This is a genomic window from Erythrobacter sp. F6033 (genome assembly GCF_023016005.1).
Taxonomy (GTDB): Bacteria; Pseudomonadota; Alphaproteobacteria; order Sphingomonadales; family Sphingomonadaceae; genus Erythrobacter.
On the sequence record NZ_JALKAZ010000001.1, the window covers coordinates 2,508,155 to 2,527,437 of the forward strand.

The following is a 19,283-nucleotide window of genomic DNA, read 5'->3' on the forward strand; positions in this document are numbered from 1 at the left end:
AGGCCAAGATCATTCGGCTGGAATTTCCGGCAATTGATATTCAACCGCATCGCCGGGCTCGATCCCGAGCTCTTCCGTCAGGCCGCCGCGCACTTCGAACACGGCCGATGCCAACCCCTCGGAAGGGAGAGATTCGAGCGAATACGGCTCTGTACGCTCCGCAATGTTCGATATCTTACCGTCTGTTCCGACGAAGATAATGTCGAGCGAGATCGGAGTGTTGCGCATCCAGAAACTACGCGTTTGCGGCACGTAGGACGGGAACAGCATCGCTTCATCATCGGCGAGCTCGGTCCGGAACATGAGCCCACGCGTCTGCGCCTCCGCGCTGGCCGCGAGTTCCGTTTTGAACACGTGCCGCGTCTCTCCGCTCACAATGGCAACGTCGATTATCTCAAGGCCTGAGATCGGATGCTTGGCGCTGTCTTCCTGCGCATTCTGTGTCGCTGGCGGATCTTCCGCCGCGCCCACCGGTGTGCATGCAGTCGCCAGCAAAGCAACCGGTGCAAGCCGCAGCAGCAGCCCTGGTTTGAAAGGCAGGTGATCAATCATTGTCATAGCCTTGTTCCTCTAACGCCTCTTGTATCCATTGCTCAACATCCGCGACAGCAGATGCATCCATAATGAACCGGACATGGTCCATCTTGTGACCGGCGCGGAGCATAGCAGCAACCTGTTTTTCGCGAAGTTTGTGGGAATTTACATCCTGTAAACCACCCTCGTATTCACCCTCTTCATCAGCGCGCAATTTGTCAGAATACACGCCAAAACGCCGCTTTTTGGCGAGCAAGGCTGCGGCTTCGCGGGCAGTCGCTTCGGTGGGTGCATGATCCTCGCGCACACCTTCATCGACACCCGCTGCCCATAGAGCCTGTTCAACGCGCCGCGCGCCATATCCTCGCGCGGTTAAATCGCGGGACTTCGCACGGGCATAAGCATCATCATTGACATAGCCGAGCTCAATCAGGCGGGCGACCAAGGTAGGCACATCAAGATCGAGCGTGCGGCCATCGGAATCCTCCGCCGTGCCGCGCTCGCGTATCTTGCGTGCCAGATAGCTCTCTAATTTCGCACCAGTCGTCGCAAAGCGCGCAGCGTAGGAAAGCGCCAGGTCCCGCAGCGCAGTTTGATCCAACGGTTTCCGCTTACGAACACGCTTTTGCGCACCGTCACGGCGTTCCTTTCGACCGCTGTCAGAGCCCGGTTTCCCGCGATTGTTTGATGACGAAAACGTGTTCAATGCAATTTTTTTGCCTTATTCGTGCCACAGTCCTTATCAAATGGAGGAATTTGGACCGTTTTAGGCATGGGAGCCTGATACGTGAGGGATATAATAGGGCGCTCTTTGCTGCGCTGCAAATTACGGGTATCGCTATAAAAATGACCGACGCCGCATTGAAGCCGACGCCGAATGATTGCGATTTGCCGCGCCTCCGCGCCGAATTTGCAACCTTCAACGAAGCCATAGATTACGCCGCGAGAAGCGAAAAAGGCCTCAATTTTCACGATATGCGTGGACAATTGGAACGGGTTTATCCGTTTTCCGAAATGCGGGACGATGCGCTCGTCATGGCGCGCCGCCTGATTGCTTCAGGGATTAAGCCGAAAGACCGCGTCGCATTGATTGCGGAGACCGGGCCTGAATTTGCCGCATTGTTCTGCGCCTGCATCTATATGGGTGCCTGGCCGGTGCCATTGCCGCTGCCGACAACTTTTGGCGGCAAGGATAACTACATCGATTCACTGGCTGTCCAACTGAACAGTTCGGACCCGGTCATCCTGATCTATCCGCCGGAAATTGCCGAAATGGCAGCAGCGGCGGCGGACCGTCAGGGTTGCGCCAGCGAAAGCTGGGATGATTTTGCGCTGCGCGACGCGCCTGAATGTGATCTTCCCAAAGCTGATCCCGAGGATATTTGCTATCTGCAATACTCCTCCGGCTCCACACGCTTCCCGACCGGTGTAGCGGTTACGCACAAGGCCTTGCTGCACAATCTCTATGGCCATTCGACCAGCATGAATTTGGGCGAGAACGATCGCTGTGTCAGCTGGCTGCCGTGGTATCACGATATGGGTCTGGTCGGATGTTTCCTGTCGCTGATCGCCAATCAGGTTTCGGCCGATTATCTGAAACCTGATGCCTTTGCCCGCCGGCCGCTCGCATGGCTCGATATGGTCAGCCGCAACCCCGGTAACACGCTCTCTTATTCGCCAACCTTCGGCTATGATATTTGCGCACGCCGTATTTCGAGCCAGTCGAATGTCGCCGAACGGTTTGACCTGTCGCGTTGGCGCATCGCGGGCAACGGCGCGGATATGATCCGCCCTGACGTTATGCAAAGCTTCGTCAACGCATTTTCCGATGCCGGTTTTAAAGCCGCCGCCTTCACGCCTTCCTATGGCCTCGCCGAGGCGGTTCTGGGCGTTACAGTCATGCCGCCGGGCGAAGGCATCCGCGTTGAGCTGGTCGAGGAAGAACGCCTATCGGGCACGCCGCGCGATCTGACGCGCCCTGCCCGATACCGCGCGATTGTGAATTGCGGCAAAGCTCTGCCGGATATGACGGTTGAAATTCGCGGCGAGAACGGCGAAGCGCGCGGTGATCATCAGATTGGCAAAGTCTGGTGCCACGGCCCCAGCGTGATGCATTCCTATTTCCGCAACGAAGAAGCCACGGCGGACTGCCTTGTTCCGGACAAGGACGGAAACGGGGATTGGCTCGACACGGGCGATATGGGCTATCTCGCAGATGGCTACCTGTTCATTGTCGGCCGTGCGAAAGACATGATCATCATCAATGGCAAGAACCATTGGCCGCAAGATATCGAATGGGCAGTGGAGCAACTGCCCGGGTTCAACCACGGCGATATCGCGGCGTTTTCGGTCGAAACCGAAGGCGGTGAAGAAGCGCCCGCAGTCTTGGTCCATTGCCGCGTTTCTGATCCCGAAGAGCGGGTTAAGCTGCGTGAACAGATCGCGGACAAGGTTCGGTCGGTCACCGGCATGAGCTGTGTCGTCGAGCTCGTGCCGCCGCGGACATTACCGCGCACAAGCTCCGGCAAACTCAGCCGCGCGAAAGCGAAGAAGCTGTATCTGTCAGGCGAGATTGTCCCTCTGGATCTGGCCGCTTAAACCAAGCTTTCGATTACTCGCCCGGCCCCGCCCATTCGGCGCGTAGGGGGCCGTTTGCGACGCGGATGCTCACTTCAACTCCGTTTGCCACGAGCAATTCTGTCGCTGCCTGAGCATCGGTCGCATTGCCAACCAATACAATCGGCAAATCAACGCGCGATGCAGCCCACTGGACCACACTCAAAGCCTGCGAACCCTCGGGCGTTGGCCCGTCTTCTCCGAAAGTGATCTCCGCCGGCAAACGTCCCGCAGGCGGCAACAGCTCGACATCCCATTCCGGCTCGGTCGCGCTGATCCGCTGCTCCAAAGCTTTGTACGCCGCGAGAGTGGCACCCTCTAGCACCTCAGCTCGAACCAGAGCTTTGCGGCGTGTACGATCGATCAGCACGTCGTCTTCGGGAACGCCTGCAACCAGCGCCAGACGCTGGGCAAGATCGGTGGCCCGCGCCTGCGCATCGGCTTCCTCGCTTTCCCGCGTTGCTGAAAGCTGCGCTTGCTCCGCGGCGCTGGCGCTTGTCCCGACCTGAAACTGAGTCAGAGATAGCTCAACTGGCTGCCCGAGACGGTTCGCCAAAGCACGCTCGATTTCGGTTTCGGCATCGAGTTTGGGTGATGGTGTGTAAATCGAAGCAGACACCGCAATCGGCTTTGCCCGGAAATCGACATCAAGCCTCGAAATCTCGGACCCGGTCATAAACGGTTCTTCGATCTCGCCCCGAATGATGCGCTGTGAATTGGTCTGAAACGCGATCTGTTGCAGCGAGAGGGCCAGAGGGATCGCCAGTCCGATGAACACGGCGATCACCATAAAGTTCTGATATTGCGTCTGGCGGTGGCTCAGCGTGGTTTTGAACCCGTATAGCCGCGCCATCGCCCACGCCGTTAGAGCGATGGTGATAAGGTTGGTCACATAAAGCAGCAGCGCGCCGGAAAAGACTGTCCAGTTCCATGTCGCCAAACCAAAGCCGACCACGGCCAATGGTGGCATCAAAGCGGTCGCAATTGCCACGCCGACAATCGTGCCTTCGCGTCCGCGGATCATAGCGTATGCGCCCGCCAGTGCAGAGAAGAGAGCCACGAACAGGTCAAACAGGTTCGGCTGGGTCCGCGCAGCGATTTCCGGCGTAATCGTCTGGATAGGCGACATATAAACCAGCACCCCGGTCAGGGCGATGCCCATAACACTGCCCCATGCAAGGCTACGCGCGGATTGTTTGAGCCATTGGTAATCACCGATAGCCAATGCAAAGCCGAGCCCCATGATCGGGCCCATCAATGGGGAGAGCAACATCGCGCCGATCACGACAGCAGGCGATGACAGAAGCAGACCGAGCACGGCAATGCCCGCGCTCATCGCGGTCATAAACAGATAGCGTTCGGAAAGCAGGCAATCCTCGCGCCGTTTTTCGATCACCTGCGATTGGTTCACCGTGCCGATGACATCGCGCATCCACCAGCGCAGCAGGCTGAACTTTACGGTTCCGAAGGTCGAAGCGGTTGACCGGATAGCCGTCGCCTCGCCCTCTTCCTTTTTTGCTTCTTTGACCGGATTGTTGCTGTCAGTCGCCAAGTGTTTCAGCCCTTTAGTGTTTCCGGGTAATTACGGCGTTTCGCGCATAAGGCAAAGCGCCTGCGAACAGACGCGCGCAATTTGTTGGAACAGCCGCAACAAAAGAGCTACCTTGAAAGGTGTGTTTTAGATCACTAATACAGTGATTGAAGACATTATGGATTTTGCGGCCGAGCGGCCGACGGAGGAAACGCGTTAGAATGAGCACCGAAAGCCAGCCGGAAACAAAGATCGCCACCGCGACCAAGACCGCCACCGATTTCGAGCTGACCCCGCCCGATCCCGTGCCTGAGGTTGCACCGGAAAAGGCAGCTGGCCTCGTTCCCGTTTCGACCGAAGAGAAAAGCAAGCTCGATACAAAGGTCGATGCCTTTGTAACCGATCTGGTCTCCGTCGATGCCAAATCGCCTGAATTCGGCGAGAAGGTCGATCAGATTACCCGCATGGGTCAGGAGCAAATCCGGGCTGCTGCTGCGCATTCCAACCGCTTCCTTGACCGTCCTGTTCGCGCCATGGATGCCGACAGCAGTGTGGGCAGCGATCTGGCTGAACTGCGCCGCACGGTCGAAGACCTCGATCCGGGACGCAAGAACAAACTGCTGACGCCGCGCAAACTGTTTGGCATCATCCCCTTCGGCAACAAGCTAAAGAACTATTTTGATAGCTACACCTCAGCGCAGGGCCACATTCAGGCGATCCTTGAACGGCTCGAAGGCGGCAAGAAAGAGCTGCACCTTGATAACGCAGCGATCGACACCGAACGGCAAAAGCTGTGGGAAGCGATGGGCGAATTGGAGCAGATGATCCACATCGCGAAAACGCTCGACACGCGGCTCGAAGCGAAAGCTCTGGAACTGGATTCCAGCGATCCTGAAAAAGCCAAGGCGCTGCGTGAAAGCGCCCTGTTCTATGTCCGCCAGCGGACGCAGGATTTGCTCACCCAGATGGCAGTAAGCGTTCAGGGCTATCTCGCGCTGGATCTCGTGAAAAAGAACAATGTCGAGCTGGTCAAAGGCGTCGACCGCGCCAGCACCACCACTGTCGGCGCGCTGCGTACGGCTGTCACGGTGGCTCAGGCGATGACGAACCAGAAACTGGTTCTTCAGCAGATCACTTCGCTGAACGAGACAACCACGAACATTATCGATTCGACCAGCACGTTGCTGCGCGAACAGACCGCGCAAATCCACGAACAGGCGGCATCTTCGACCATTCCGCTCGAAACGCTGCAACGCGCATTCCAGAACATCTATGACACGATGGATGAAGTGGATAGCTTCAAAGTGCGCGCGCTCAGCAGCATGAAACAGACGGTCAATGTCCTGACTGACGAAGTCGAGAAGTCGAAAGGCTATATTGCCCGGGCCGAAGGACAGGCGCAGGCGCAATCGAAGGTCGCGAGCGAACCTTCGCTGCTGGCGCTCGATAAATAATGAACGACACGACCAAGCAATCCGAACAGATCATGAGCGCAGCGGGCCAATCGCTCGCCGTGCAGCGTTCTGGCGGGACACACCGGCCCGGCGACAGCATCGGTCAGGGATCAGCGGCGGCGAAGCGTAAGAACTGGATCAAGCGGGCGAAATACTTTGCCGGCGCGATCCTTACGATCTTTGTCACCGCTTCGATTGCTGGTCTAGTGCTTGAAGGGATCGGTTTCACTGGCGTGATGATGGTTGCCCTTGCTGTGATGGCGGCAGCCTATGTTTTCAGCAACTACCCTAAGGTCAAAGTGCCCAAGCGGGACGAGCTGATGAAAGGCGACCCGAAGCAAATGGTTGCCCGCACGGAGCTTTGGCTGGAATCCCAACGCCCGGCCCTTCCCGCTCCGGCGGCCAAAATCGTCGAAGATCTCGGCGTTCAACTCGACTCGCTCGGCCTGCAACTCGAAACCGTCGACGCAAACCATCCCGCCGCGCGCGAAGTGCGCGAGTTGGTAGGCGAGTATATTCCCGAAACGATAGAGAATTACCGGAAAGTCCCCCAGCATCTGCGCGGCGAAGCGCACGCTGGCAAAACGGCAGATCAACGCCTGACGGACAGTCTCGGCAAAATCTCGACCGAAGTCGACCGAGTGACGCGACGACTCGCCGAAGGGGCGCTGGATGATCTAGCGATCAAGGATCGCTATCTCGAATACCGCTATGGCGGGGATGAACTGCTCGAAGACATGAACGGCAAATCGAAATGAGCCCGGCCTGATGCGCGTCAATCTGCCCCATGACCTCGGCAAAGAAGAAGTCCGCAAGCGCATGCGAGAGCGCAGCCATGAAATTGCGGGCTATTTCCCGCCCGGCATGGCAACTATCGAAACGTCCTGGTCGGATGAAGATCAGATGGATTTGCTGGTGACCGCCGCAGGGCAGCGCATCAAAGGCGCGGTCGAGGTGTATGATGATGAAGTCGTCATCGAAATGAACCTGCCAGCCATGCTCGGATTTCTACGCGGAACGCTTGAAAGCGCGGTCCGCACCCAAGCGACCAAGCTGCTTGAGTGATACCCCCGCTTAGGCCGCAGGCCGCGTTAAGAGCGTTACCTCTGCCGCACTGAAATCAAGCGCGTCAATCGAGGCCGCATACAGGCATTCACCAGCACCCGCTGACGCTTCGCCATCAATCGCGCTGACGCTGCCTTGCAAAGGCAAAGCCATCAGGCCTGATTGGTAGGCGCGTCTCGTCGCCTCGTCTGGCGCACCTTCGACCCGGTCCAAACGGAAATGCGCGCCATTCACCAGGGTCTGGCCGCGCGCGGCCGCAGATCCGCGATGTTCATCCGAATAGCGACCAGTATCAGCTACGCTTATGGCGCGCTCCAGATGCAATTCACGCGGGCGGCCATAATCGTACAATCGGAACGTTGTGTCGCTGTTCTGTTGGACCTCGACCAAGGCAAGCCCTGGTCCGATTGCATGCACCGTGCCAGCAGGTAGGTAAAAGACATCGCCTGCCTTCACATCATGCCAGGTCAGCAATTCCTCGATCGAACCATCACGCGCAGCGGCTTCAATCTGCGCGGGCGTAAGCTCCTGATCAAATCCAATCGCAAGCTTTGCACCCGGTTCGGCATCCAGCACGAACCAGCATTCCTCTTTTCCAGCTTCGCCCGCTTGCGCGTTATGGTTGCCCGGGTGAACCTGCACAGAGAGTTTTTCGCTGGTGAAGAGGTACTTCACGAGCAGTTGGGGCAATTCTGTAGGCGGCTCGAACCAGATCTCTCCGATGCGCTCATCTGCGGGCGAAGAGAATGGCGCGGGGAGCGTATCGCGTCCCCATACCTTTGCGACCATTTTGGTCGGCAATTGGCGCGATGCACCCTCACCCGTCATTGATTGACGGCTCCGGGCAGTTTCCCGACCCTTTGCGCCCCGGCGCGTGTGGTGACCAACACTTCGCCATTGGCAATAACGATGCACACATCGTCAAGCCCGACAACCGACACACGAGGCCCATCGGTTGTCGCCAATACGCCAGAGCATCCATCAAGGTCGATGTCGCCGCGTGTGACATTACCGGCTTCATCGCCTTCGTCGCTCAATGCGTCTTGCAAAGCCGCCCAATTGCCGATGTCGGACCATCCCATGTCCGCAGGCACCATCGCCGCGCGCTGCGTGTTTTCCATGACTGCGTAGTCAATCGAGTCGCCGTCAATTGCGGCAAACGGATCGGCAGCGGGATAGAAGCGCGTGCCGTCTTCTCGCCCTTCGGCGACGGCCTGTGCCACAAGCTCCGCCATTTCCGGGCGATGCTGCGCCAGTTCTTCGAGCAGGTATCCGGCACGGAAAGCAAAGATGCCCCCGTTCCAGCTATATTCGCCGCTCGCCAGATAGGCCTCGGCCCGTTCCAGATCAGGTTTTTCGACGAAGCGCGCAATTTTGAAACCGCCGGGCAAGGCCTCGCCACGGTGAAGGTAGCCATACCCTGTTTCCGGGGCGGTTGGCGCGATCCCGAATGAGACCAACCAATTGTCCTGAGCCAAAGCTGCGGCTGCAATAGCCGCATCGCGAAACGCTTGCGCATCAGCGATATGATGGTCGCTCGGGCAAACGAGCATGATATCGTCCGCGGGCAGCATCGCCGCTGCAAGAGCAATGGCAGGTGCGGTATTCTGGGCCGACGGTTCAACAATCAACCGGTGCTCGCCAGTCATCTGCTCTTCGATGAGATCGATATGTTGAGGACCGGCGACCACAACGGGCGGGGCAAAGCGGCTGTCGCCCGCAACCCGGCTTGCCGCCTGTTCAAAGAGTGTTTCATCGCCGATCAGCGGAAGAAATGGCTTGGGCTTCACCTTACGGCTAACCGGCCATAGCCGGGTTCCGCTACCACCACACAAAATGACCGGGTGAATCGTATTCATGATCATCGCGGCTCCGCTATGCGATCAGAAAAGAAAGCTGTCGTTTCAGCGAGCCTATAGCAGCACGATGCGACGATGCCAGCACGTAGATGCTGGCATTGATGCAAGCGCAACCGTATTCAAAACCAGCGTTGCCGCCAATAGAATGGGGCGGCCACCGGATTGCCATTTGCATCCATAGCCGGGCGGAACCGCAGGCGGTTTTCGACCAGCTCGCAGGTGATCCGGTCAGCCTCCGCATCCGGGCTCGGGCGGTAAACAGAGCACCCGCTGGCGCGGCCATTGATACCAACTGTGACCCGCACAATCACTTCGGTGCCGCGCCGGGCCTCACGGCCCCCGGGCGGCGTCGGGTAGTCACGAGCATTCTGGATTGATCCGGATATGTGCACGGGCTTGCTCACCGCGATGCCGCCCTGCCCGCCGCCCGAATTCCCGCTTCCGGTTCCTACACCGCTACCTGCTGCGCCGGTGCCATCGCCCGTGTCGCGCGCACCGGATCTGTTCGCTGTGCCGGTAGAGGACGCTTGCGGAACCGGCGTCGGGTTCGTTTTTATTTCTGACTTTGGTGCGGTCACTGGTTTTGGGACCGCTTGTTTGCCCTGATCGCCTTGAGCGCCTTGATCGGGCTCAGGTTTGTTTTCCGGTGGCGGGGGATCGGGCGGCGCCGTGATCGTTACGGTGAAAGCGGAGACTACCGTACGCTCGATGCTGCCGGTAAATTCCGGCGCCAGTGCCCGGCCAAGCCCATAGAGTGCAGCGATATGCAACAACACGATGAGCACGATAACCCACCAGCGTGGACGACGAAGAGCCCCTGAATACCGTGTTTTCGCGTGGGTCATGATGAACCTGACGCTTGCCTTTCTGCTTCACCTTAGCGGCAACCCCGCCCGAATTTGCGAGGGATTATATATCAGCTTTGAGGCCAATTGCGATGCAGCGCAAAATCAAGCGCATAGTTTCCGACTTTATCACCGTTGCGCCTGCGCAACCGCGATCACATGTGCCTGACAAAGCCAGTTTAGTCTTTGCGCTGGCGGGATCGTTGGCTTTCTTCGGTCTCGCCATGCTCAGCCTAAACCTGTCGAAGTTCGATACAACATTGGCAAGCGTTTGGGTGCCTAACGCAGCGGCGGTCGCGCTGCTTCTAAGGGCGCGTATTGGCAATGAATTGCCATTCTATCTCGCTGTGATGATCGCGAGCACGCTGGCGAATGCCCTTTCGGGGACGTCGCTCGGGGTATCGCTGGTCTTCTCGCTTGCCAATGTGATCGACATCGCGGTGGTGGTCGCGATCACCAGAGGAACGAACGGCGCCCGGCCGGATATGACACAATTGCCCGATCTGGCGCGTTTCGTCTGGGCCGGAGGGCTGATCGGTCCGACGATCTCTGCCGGCATTGCCTCAATCGCTATGGTGGGCTTCGAAGGAGCAGATTGGGCCGTCGCGACCTCATGGTTGCTCACTGACGCAATGGGGATGGTGCTAGTCGTTCCGGCAACGCTCCTCGCATTTGACGCATGGCAAGAGCGTAATCAGGCAATGCATGCCGACTGGTTTGAACGTATCGCACTGCTTGGCGGCGGAATGGCATGCGCCTTCTTGGTCTTCAAACAAGACGCCTATCCGCTGCTATTTCTGATCCCGCCAATCGCCCTGCTGCATGCGTTCCGCCTCGGAAGTTTGGGCACGGCAATCTATGTTATCGGCCTTGCGATCGTAGCCAGCGCGATGACTTGGGCCGAATTTGGCCCGATTGCAAAGGCAGGTCTGTCGGCAAGCACACAGGTGCACATGGTTCAGGCCTTCATTGCCGCCAATTTTCTGACCAGCCTGCCAGTCGCAGCGATCCTCGCCGGACGACAAAAAATTGTCGAAGATCTTGAAATGGGCAAACGGCAGCTGGATTTGCTCGCTGACAACATCACCGACGCGGTCTTGCGCTATGATATCACGGGTTGCTGCACCTACGCTTCGCCATCTGTGCGCGATGTGCTGGGCGAGGAACCCGAAACCTTTCTTGGTAAGAACCCAACCGACCGGATGCATCCTGACTCGCGCGAAAAGATCATACTGGCGCAGGATCGATTGCTCTCAAACGATTCCGACAAGGAACGCTTTACCTATCGGAGGTTCCACGACGCGCCTGACGGAAGCCCAATCTATATCGAAGCGGATTGTGCCATCGCGCAAAACCCCGAAACAGGCGAACGTGAAGGCATCGTTGTTTCGGCGCGCGATGTGACAGAACGGGTCGAATTGGAATTGCTCCTGAGAAGAGCTCGCCGACATGCCGAAAACGCCGCCCGGGCAAAGTCGGAGTTTCTCGCCAATATGAGCCACGAAATCCGGACACCGATGAACGGCGTCCTGGGTTTCGCGGAACTCATTCTACAGAGCGATCTCGACGATGATCAGCGCCGCCAAACCGAAATGATCGTACAATCGGGGCGGTCAATGATGCTGCTTCTGAATGACATTCTGGATCTCTCGAAGATCGAGGCAGGGCAGATATCAATCGACCGCGCCGCCATAAATCTGCACGAAACGCTCGATGAATGCATCGCGCTTCATCGCCCTAATGCCGAAAAGAAAGACCTTACCCTCACCCTTGAGCGCGAGGACAAAGGGGACAACTCTTCGGAAGATGATGACATTTGGGTGATGACTGACGGTCTGCGGTTGCGGCAAATTGTGCTCAACCTGGTGGGCAATGCCGTGAAATTCACCGAAACTGGCTTGATCGCTGTGAGCTACCGTCTTGAGGACAATGAATTCAGCATTCGTGTCGTCGATTCCGGAATCGGGATCAGCGCCTCAAGGCTTGAATCGGTCTTTCATCCTTTCACACAAGAGGAAAGCAGCACCGCTCGCCGCTTTGGCGGAACCGGTCTTGGCCTGACAATCAGTCGCCAGCTTGCCGAGCTGCTTGGCGGGTTCATTGAAGTGGAGAGCGAAGCGGGTGTCGGCTCATGCTTCACTCTGACACTGCCAGCAAAACGGACAGCACCTCAACGCGAGGTCCAGACAGAGCCGACAAAGCTGTCGCTCGACGAAATGCCTCATCAAGCACGTATTCTGCTCGCCGAAGATCACGATGTTAATCGCATGCTGGCGACAGAGATGTTGGAACGTTGCGGACAGACAGTCGCGGTCGCCCACGATGGCAATGAAGCAATCTCCATGGTGATCGACAGCATGATGCGCGGATCGCCCTATGACCTGGTCCTGATGGACATTCAGATGCCGGGTTGCGACGGGTATTCGGCGGCACGCACGATCCGTGCGGAGGGAATCTCTCCCGAAACACTGCCGATTATCGCACTCACCGCCAATGCCTTCCCAGAGGATGTAGCAGCGGCGCGCGATGCGGGCATGCAGGCGCATTTGGCAAAGCCGTTTGTCTTTTCGGATTTGGCGCGCGCGCTGCAACGTTGGCTACCCACACGCATTATCGAAAGCGGCGAAGAAAAACGGGTAATCGCAGAGCCGGGTCCTCTTCAAACCAGCATACTCACCGAACGTTGGCTGATGCGGCGCAGCGAAGTTGTCGAAGCGGTGCGGCTGGCAACCAATGACGGCACTTTGGCCCCCGATGCTCCGCGCAACGCACGTGAACAACTCGCGCGAATGGTCCACAAACTTGCCGGTACAGCCGCGATGTTCGGCGAAGAAGGTTTGGGGAACCAAGCTGCGATTTTGGAGCGTGCCCTGCGGGATAAACACGCTTCGAACGCGCAAAAAACACTGGCTGAGGACTTCCTCAAACTCGCGGACCACGGCCCGTGGGAAGAACGCGAATTGCGCGAAGCCTAAACGCAAACGGCGGGACCCAAAGGCCCCGCCGCGTGTGTGTTTTAGCTCAGTGCGTACGAATTAGAATTCGTAGCGCGCACCGATCTGGATACGCCAAGCCGATGGGTTGATCGCGATGTTGTTCTGATCATCCGGGTTGAAGCCCGAGATGATGTAACGACCGTCATCGTCGACACCGCCGTCAGCCACGTCAACGAGGCCGTTGAAACCACCGCGCGAACGCAGGATGTTCCACTCATCGTTGATCAGGTTGAGGAAGTTCGAGAAGTCAGCGAACAATTCGATCCGGTCATCAGCGATTCCGGTCAGGCTACCGAGGAACGGAATTTCCTGACTGAAGCGCAGATCCATGTCGATATGCCAGTCATTGCGGCAGGTGTTACGCAGGATCGTTGCACCTGGTGTGAAATCACAACCTGATGCAGCAACGTAATCAACTACTGCAGCCACAGCCGCCGGATCGGACATTGGCGAAACGTTCACGTCGTTCACGCCGGTTGGGACGTAAAGCAGAGCGTTGTCGGTACCCGAAGACGAGTCAGCGAAGACGCCGCCGCCATCGAAGGTCAGGCTGTATGGACGACCTTCACGAGCCCGGAAGAAAAAGCCGAAGCTTGTATCGTAGCCGTCAAGGAACTGCTCGCGGAAGTTAACCGCTGCAGTAAAGTTATGACGGGTTTCCGTGGTCGCTGTGGAGACAGCTGGGTTCTGACGGTCAAACGCGGCAGTAACGTCAAACGACGACGTTGCTGTCGAAGACTGGTTGTTACGTGCGTTGTTTGAGTCAGTGTAGGCATAACCCAGTGTTACGCGGGTCGAACCGCCCTGTGTGAACAGGCCGCTTTCGAACTGCTTGCTGAGAACGATCGAAGCAGAGTGTGCTTCCGAGCTACCAGCATTGGTCAACTGGATGTTGTCGTCACGGCGCGTGTTGAAACAATCGGCGGTGACGCCGGTGTAAACAGGCGGGGTGCCGCCTGTGCCCTGAAGAACTGCATTACAACCAGCGTTAGTCGAATCGATCGCCTGGTAAATCGGACGACCATCGACGGTGAACCCATTGATGCCCGTGCGGATATCCGGAGTCTGCGACAGATCAACAAAGTTCAGCGCATCGTTGAACTTCGAATAGATGTAGTCGAGCTGCAGGTTCCAGTTGCTGAAGAAGCCTGTTTCCGCACCGATTGTGGTTTGGAAAGCAAGGCTTGCACGCGTCACTGTTGGAACGTCAAAGTCTGGCGCAGTCGACTGAACGTCGGCCAGACCCGCGGCTGCATCAGCAGCACCGCCATCAATCGCACATTGTGGGAAGCCAGTGAATGTGCCGTTGGTCACAACGTCAAACTGACCGGTTACCGGGTCAACCGCAATATCGGTGGCCGAGCAATCGAAACGGGTTGTACCCAGAGCGCTCGAGAAGCCGTTGTTCGAGAACGCGTTGGAATAGTACACAACCGGGTCACCGCCCGAGAAGATGCCCACGCCGCCAGTGATACGGCTGTCCGAAATGAACCCGTCATTGTCGAATTCATAGGTCGCCGAAAGGCGTGGAAGCAGAACCGTGTCGATACGACCGAACGAGTTAGCATTGGTGAAACCATAGCGCTCGAGGAAGTTCGGGTTGGCACGCGGCGCATCGCCATCATACAATTGTACGCGGATACCGGCATTTACCGTCAATTGATCAGTCGCCTGCCATTCGTCCTGTGCGTAGACCGAATAGATGCGGCGGCTAAACAAAGCAGCAGCATTGTTGATGTCGCCGTCGATCGCAGCGTTGATGTCACCACCAAGAGCCTGACCAGTCGCGATTTCATCGGCGTTCGGGAACAGCTCGGTGCCGCCCGAAAGCAGACCCTGCTCAAAGTCAGCGAAGTTTTCGAAGTAGAGCGAACCGGTTGCGTTGATCGCGAACAGGTTGAACACTTGGAGATCGTTGATCTCAGCGCCAAGCTTGATGAAGTGACCGCTGCCCGCGTCCACATTCATTTGGAAGCGTGCTTGGTCGATTTTCGTGTCGAGCTGGTTAGCCGAACGGAAGATGCCCGGGCCAGTGCTGAGAATACCGTTCTGATCGGTGACACCGCCACCTGAAACGGCTGTGCCGTCAGGCGTAACGCCAACGACAAGACGCGGTGTCGGGTTGGCCGACTGCGCTTCGCCGAAACCGACAGGACCCTGAACGTCACCGACTTCCGAACGGCTTACACGCAGTTCGGTTGAGATCGTGTCGCTCCAATCCGAATAGAGACGGACCGAGTAATAGTCAGAGATCGTGCCTTCGTCTTCGAAGCTGTTGAAGCCAGTGATGTTCTGACCGCCAAAATCGGATTCGATGTTGGTTTCTTCTAGGCGTTGGTAAGTTGCCTCGAGACGGTGATCGTCATTGATGATTGCATCAAGGCGACCGAAATAACGAACGTTACCTTCCGAAAGAGTGGTCGGGTAGCCGCCCACATCTTGGCCGTAAACGCGGTTGGCGATTTCGGCGAAAGTATCGAATTGCGCCTGGCTTACGAAATCTGCTTCGTTGGTGAAGCCGCCGCCAGCTGGACCGAAGTTGTTGCCTTGGCCAAGATCGACCTCTTCGTAACCTGCCGAGAAGAACAGGCGATCAGGGATGATCGGACCAGAGAGCGTCGCGCCCCAGCGCTTTTCTTCGTTGGCGTTAAGCGGACGACCGTCGATTTGATCGGCAAAAAGGCCGCCATCAAAGTAAGTGATGAAGGCAGAGCCGCTGAACTTGTTGCTGCCTGACTTGGTAACAACGTTGACGAGACAGCCGGTGAATTCCGAGTATTCAACGTCAAACGGAGCAAACTCGACCGAAACCTGCTCAACCACATCGAATGGAAGCGGGAGCGAGTTACGCGATGCGAATGGCGTGCCGTTCAGGCCGAATGTGTCGGATTGGACAATACCGTCGACAGTGAATGTGTTGGTACGGTCGTTACCACCGAGGCAAGAAATACGATCAACGTCGTTGCTTGCTTCGAGGCTGACACGCGGATCGATGCGGATGATGTCGCGAACGTCACGAGTGATCGATGGGAAGGCTTCGAGCGTTTGGGTATCAAAAGCCGTACCTGGACCAACTGCAAGCTGGGTCACCTGAGCGCGGGCGCCGGTAACAACGATGACGTTGTCGGTTCCGCCGGCTGCGGTCGCATTCAGCGTGAAGTTAAAGCCGGTGTTGCCAGAAATGCTGGTGAACACATTTTCAACTGTCTGACCTTCATAGCCGGGAGCAGTCACTGTTACAGTGTATGGGCCGCCAGGTTGAAGCGAACCAACGCGGAAATCGCCGTTGGCGCTCGCGGTCGCATCACGGGTAGCGCCGGTACGTTCATCAACGATGGTGATAGTGGCACCCGCAAGAGCGGTACCGCTTGCATCAACGACTTGACCTTCGATGCCCGAAGTAATGCTTTGCGCGGCGGCAGGTGTGGCGATGGTAGCAGCAGCAGAAAGTGAGACGACGCTCGCTGCCAAGAGATATTTAAGTTTCATGGTTGTGCCCCTGAGTGACTGGGAGAGTTTCACGACAAACAGCTTTATCAGCGCGATTGCTCTAGGGGCGTAGAGCGTCTGAAAAGCTACAGTTTTGTGACAATCCCATGAAACTGACTCCCTGATGAACGCTAACAAGCGCGCTTTGACGCCGAAAAAGCGTCAAAAACCGCAGAATTCAGCGGGTCACAGGCCTGCTGTTGCTGCAGTGCAACGTAGAGTCAGAAAGTGCAATGATTCACGGCGAAGCCAGAAAATTTCACCTGAGAGTACTTTTGTTACGCGCGAATCCGCCTGAAGGTCAGGCCAGATTGATCTCTTTCAATCGCTGCATCAGGAAATCCTGCGCGGTAATCGGCGCAAACCTTTCCGATTCGCTCGCATCACCTTTCAGTGGTTCGATCAGATAATCCGGACGGAAATGCAGGAAGAACGGCATGGAATACCGCGCCCTCTGGGCCGCTTCTCCGCTCGGATTGACCACGCGGTGCGTTGTCGATGGCAGCGCACCACCCGTCAAACGCTCCAACATATCGCCGACATTGATGACCAGAGCGCCCTCCGGGACATCGACCGAAAGCCATTCACCGGATTTGCTAAGCAGTTCGAGGCCAGCTTCTTCCGCGCCGAGCAGCAAAGTGATCGTATTGATGTCACCATGCGCAGCAGCCCGGATTGCGCCATCGGGTGCATCCGGGCCAAGCGGCGGATAATGCAGCAACCGCATTACCGAATTGCCATCCTCGACAGTGGGCGCAAAGAACTGCTGATCCAGACCCAGGTGAAGCGCAATCGCTTCAAGAACGCGCAGCCCTGCATCTTCAAATGCAGAATACAAATCGCTGAAAACGGGTTCAAACCCATCGACCTCGGACGGCCAAATGTTGGGCCGCATGAATTCTGCGAGTTCGTGCGACGGGTCAAGCGAGCGCCCGACATGCCAAAACTCTTTCAGGTCAAAGACATTGGCGTCTTTTGCCTTCTCGGTCCCGAATGGAGTGTATCCGCGTGCGCCGCCGCTGCCTTCGATTTTGTACGCCTGCTTCACATCGGCAGGCAAAGCGAAGAATTCTTTGGATTTCGCTTCGGCGTTGTCGATCAGTTCCTGAGGAATGCCGTGATCGCGCACCACGGCAAATCCGTATTCGGCGAAACTGCGGCCCAGCTCGTCTGCGATATCAGCAAGCGGTTGCGCGAGGGAGACACTGGCGATGCCAGCCGTTGAGCGGGTCGATGGTGCGTTTTTAGTCATGACCGCCCCTTACACCCGCGAAAGTGCACCTGCCAAGATTTTGCCGACAAAGTGCCGATCTGGAGCTTCTAAAACGGTAGGAAAATGCTCGCGAGCGCCGCGCTCATCAGATTGGCGAGGCTACCTGCGGCAAGCGCTTTCAGGCCCAATCGAGCAATCACAGGCCGCTGATTGGGGGCGAGACCGCCTGTCACCGCCATCTGGATCGCGATGGAGGAGAAATTGGCAAATCCGCACAGAGCGAATGTCACGATTGCTCGGCTGCGCTCTGGCAATTGGCCATCGGTCATCGCACCAAGATCGATGAAAGCGACGAATTCGTTGAGCACGATCTTCGTGCCGAACAATCCGCCCGCGAGCTGCGCCTGATCCCAATCCGAAATACCGATCAGGAACATCACCGGAGCAAATACATAGCCAAGCAATTGCTGGAAGGTGACATCAGGATATCCGAAGAAACCACCAATGCCGCCAAGCATTCCGTTGGCGAGCGCGACGAGAGCCACAAACACCATCACCATCGCGCCGACAGCGACCGCCAATTTCACACCAGTTTGCGTGCCTTGCGCAGCGGCTTCGATTATATTGGCTGGGCGTTGGCCTTCTTCAAAAGTCTCAGCCATTTCGACTTCTTCGGCTTTGCCGCTTTCAACAATCGCCGCGGGGCCGCCCGCGCTGATACGCGCTTTGGGCAGCGTCACATCCTCGTTGGACGGTTCGGCATCGCCATCATCCGGCATAATGATCTTCGCCATCAGGATACCGCCGGGCGCCGACATAAACGCCGCCGCAAGCAGGAACGGCACCGCGTCTGATCCGATGAAACTGGCATAGGCGGCAAGGATGGTTCCCGCGACACCGGCCATACCCACACTCATCAATGTAAAGAGCTGTGAGGGCGGAAGAGCAGCAAGATACGGACGAACGACCAGCGGGCTTTCGGACTGACCAACAAAGATGTTGGCCGCGCTACCCAGCGCCTCAACCTTGGTGATGCCGGTAATCCAGCCGATGGCCCCGCCGACCCAACGCACCAGCCGCTGCATGATTCCCAGATGATAAAGGATCGAGACAATCGCCGCGAAGAACACAATCACCGGCAAGGCAGCGATGACGAATGTGTTGGTGAAAGGGTTCGCTTCCATGGAGCCAAACACAGCCTCGATCCCGACTTTCGAATAGTCGAGCAACGCGATCACACCGCCGGAAAGCCATTCGATCACTTTCACACCCCAAGGTGTGCGAAGCACAAGCAACGCCATTACAGCCTGCAGAGCGAAGGCCGCCCCAACCACCCGCAGCTTGATCCGTTTCTTTCCGTTCGAGAGCAGAAACGCGAAGCCGAGAATAGCAACAATGCCGAGCAGGCTAAACAGGATGGATGAAAGATTCTCGCTCACGGTCGAACGGTGCCCCCGATAATTAGGTATTCTGGCGATCCCATGCGCAGACCCCGTCTGCGCTCGAGGGGATGGCGTGGCATTTTGCCAGTGGGAGCGCAAGAGCAGAACCATCTGCTTTTCCCCGCAACAAAGTGTTGATTGGTGATGGCTGCATCTGCGCGGCTTTTCTTTTCACGCGCTGCGCCTTACGCCTGCTGGCATGAGCGAAACCGAAACACAGCCCGAAGCAACTGGCCCTA

General features: G+C 57.3%; 14 protein-coding genes. 5 read left to right on the plus strand and 9 right to left on the minus strand.

Features of this window, described 5'->3' with window-relative positions:
* Positions 1–9: 9 nt before the first annotated feature.
* Both MWU39_RS11810 and MWU39_RS11815 read right to left on the minus strand, forming a co-directional pair.
* Positions 10–558, minus strand: a complete 549-nt coding sequence (locus MWU39_RS11810) for a DUF192 domain-containing protein (protein WP_247160231.1) — start codon at positions 556–558, stop codon at positions 10–12.
* Complete coding sequence (locus MWU39_RS11815) at positions 545–1,240, minus strand: RecX family transcriptional regulator (RefSeq protein ID WP_247160232.1); 696 nt, start codon at positions 1,238–1,240, stop codon at positions 545–547. Before MWU39_RS11815 ends, MWU39_RS11810 begins: the two co-directional genes overlap by 14 nt.
* A 140-nt stretch (positions 1,241–1,380) precedes the next feature.
* Here MWU39_RS11815 and MWU39_RS11820 point away from each other — a divergent pair, with 140 nt between their 5' ends.
* Complete coding sequence (locus MWU39_RS11820; RefSeq protein WP_247160233.1) at positions 1,381–3,132, plus strand: fatty acyl-AMP ligase; 1,752 nt, start codon at positions 1,381–1,383, stop codon at positions 3,130–3,132.
* A gap of 13 nt (positions 3,133–3,145) precedes the next feature.
* Here MWU39_RS11820 and MWU39_RS11825 read toward each other — a convergent pair whose 3' ends face one another.
* Complete coding sequence (locus MWU39_RS11825) at positions 3,146–4,702, minus strand: TIGR00341 family protein (RefSeq protein WP_247160234.1); 1,557 nt, start codon at positions 4,700–4,702, stop codon at positions 3,146–3,148.
* 200 nt (positions 4,703–4,902) lie between these two features.
* Here MWU39_RS11825 and MWU39_RS11830 point away from each other — a divergent pair, with 200 nt between their 5' ends.
* Genes MWU39_RS11830 through MWU39_RS11840 form a run of 3 tightly spaced genes read left to right on the plus strand, consistent with a single transcriptional unit; the run spans position 4,903 to position 7,200 of the window.
* The gene (locus MWU39_RS11830) at positions 4,903–6,135 is read left to right on the plus strand and encodes a toxic anion resistance protein (RefSeq protein ID WP_247160235.1); all 1,233 of its coding nucleotides are present in this window, start codon (positions 4,903–4,905) and stop codon (positions 6,133–6,135) included.
* The gene (locus MWU39_RS11835) at positions 6,135–6,893 is read left to right on the plus strand and encodes a hypothetical protein (protein WP_247160236.1); all 759 of its coding nucleotides are present in this window, start codon (positions 6,135–6,137) and stop codon (positions 6,891–6,893) included. The genes MWU39_RS11830 and MWU39_RS11835 overlap by 1 nt, the downstream gene beginning before the upstream one ends.
* 10 nt (positions 6,894–6,903) lie before the next feature.
* Positions 6,904–7,200: a polyhydroxyalkanoic acid system family protein gene (locus MWU39_RS11840; protein ID WP_247160237.1), complete on the plus strand. Its 297-nt coding sequence runs from the start codon at positions 6,904–6,906 to the stop codon at positions 7,198–7,200.
* A gap of 9 nt (positions 7,201–7,209) precedes the next feature.
* Here the strand turns inward: MWU39_RS11840 and MWU39_RS11845 are convergent, their stop codons facing one another.
* The 3 genes from MWU39_RS11845 to MWU39_RS11855 all read right to left on the minus strand — a co-directional run bounded on the left by MWU39_RS11845 (position 7,210) and on the right by MWU39_RS11855 (position 9,904).
* A complete protein-coding gene (locus tag MWU39_RS11845) occupies positions 7,210–8,028 on the minus strand; it encodes a class I mannose-6-phosphate isomerase (protein ID WP_247160238.1) in 819 nt (272 codons plus the stop codon).
* Entirely contained in the window at positions 8,025–9,059 is a 1,035-nt protein-coding gene (locus MWU39_RS11850) for a sugar phosphate nucleotidyltransferase (protein WP_247160239.1), read from the minus strand. The genes MWU39_RS11845 and MWU39_RS11850 overlap by 4 nt, the downstream gene beginning before the upstream one ends.
* Before the next feature lie 119 nt (positions 9,060–9,178).
* Positions 9,179–9,904, minus strand: coding sequence for a TonB family protein (locus MWU39_RS11855; protein ID WP_247160240.1), 726 nt, complete (start codon positions 9,902–9,904; stop codon positions 9,179–9,181).
* A gap of 92 nt (positions 9,905–9,996) precedes the next feature.
* Here MWU39_RS11855 and MWU39_RS11860 point away from each other — a divergent pair, with 92 nt between their 5' ends.
* Positions 9,997–12,879, plus strand: coding sequence for an ATP-binding protein (locus tag MWU39_RS11860; protein WP_247160241.1), 2,883 nt, complete (start codon positions 9,997–9,999; stop codon positions 12,877–12,879).
* A gap of 60 nt (positions 12,880–12,939) precedes the next feature.
* On the opposite strand, the gene MWU39_RS11865 is transcribed toward MWU39_RS11860, so the two are convergent.
* The 3 genes from MWU39_RS11865 to MWU39_RS11875 form a co-directional block, all read right to left on the minus strand.
* On the minus strand, positions 12,940–16,389 hold the full coding sequence (locus MWU39_RS11865) for a carboxypeptidase-like regulatory domain-containing protein (RefSeq protein ID WP_247160242.1): 3,450 nt from the start codon (positions 16,387–16,389) through the stop codon (positions 12,940–12,942).
* Between the two features lie 301 nt (positions 16,390–16,690).
* Positions 16,691–17,641 carry a 2-oxoglutarate and iron-dependent oxygenase domain-containing protein gene (locus tag MWU39_RS11870; protein ID WP_247160243.1) on the minus strand — a complete coding sequence of 317 codons (951 nt, stop codon included), beginning with the start codon at positions 17,639–17,641 and terminating at the stop codon, positions 16,691–16,693.
* Between the two features lie 68 nt (positions 17,642–17,709).
* Complete coding sequence (locus MWU39_RS11875; protein ID WP_247160373.1) at positions 17,710–19,017, minus strand: nucleoside transporter C-terminal domain-containing protein; 1,308 nt, start codon at positions 19,015–19,017, stop codon at positions 17,710–17,712.
* Positions 19,018–19,283 lie beyond the last annotated feature (266 nt).

What these genes read in the sequence shown, in the direction of transcription:
- MWU39_RS11840 (WP_247160237.1), top strand. Translation starts at nt 6,904, where the DNA reads ATGCGCGTCAATCTGCCCCATGACCTCGGCAAAGAAGAAGTCCGCAAG.
- MWU39_RS11820 (WP_247160233.1), top strand. Translation starts at nt 1,381, where the DNA reads ATGACCGACGCCGCATTGAAGCCGACGCCGAATGATTGCGATTTGCCG.
- MWU39_RS11870 (WP_247160243.1), bottom strand. Translation starts at nt 17,641, where the DNA reads ATGACTAAAAACGCACCATCGACCCGCTCAACGGCTGGCATCGCCAGT.
- MWU39_RS11860 (WP_247160241.1), top strand. Translation starts at nt 9,997, where the DNA reads ATGCAGCGCAAAATCAAGCGCATAGTTTCCGACTTTATCACCGTTGCG.
- MWU39_RS11835 (WP_247160236.1), top strand. Translation starts at nt 6,135, where the DNA reads ATGAACGACACGACCAAGCAATCCGAACAGATCATGAGCGCAGCGGGC.
- MWU39_RS11850 (WP_247160239.1), bottom strand. Translation starts at nt 9,059, where the DNA reads ATGAATACGATTCACCCGGTCATTTTGTGTGGTGGTAGCGGAACCCGG.
- MWU39_RS11865 (WP_247160242.1), bottom strand. Translation starts at nt 16,389, where the DNA reads ATGAAACTTAAATATCTCTTGGCAGCGAGCGTCGTCTCACTTTCTGCT.
- MWU39_RS11855 (WP_247160240.1), bottom strand. Translation starts at nt 9,904, where the DNA reads ATGACCCACGCGAAAACACGGTATTCAGGGGCTCTTCGTCGTCCACGC.
- MWU39_RS11845 (WP_247160238.1), bottom strand. Translation starts at nt 8,028, where the DNA reads ATGACGGGTGAGGGTGCATCGCGCCAATTGCCGACCAAAATGGTCGCA.
- MWU39_RS11810 (WP_247160231.1), bottom strand. Translation starts at nt 558, where the DNA reads ATGACAATGATTGATCACCTGCCTTTCAAACCAGGGCTGCTGCTGCGG.
- MWU39_RS11830 (WP_247160235.1), top strand. Translation starts at nt 4,903, where the DNA reads ATGAGCACCGAAAGCCAGCCGGAAACAAAGATCGCCACCGCGACCAAG.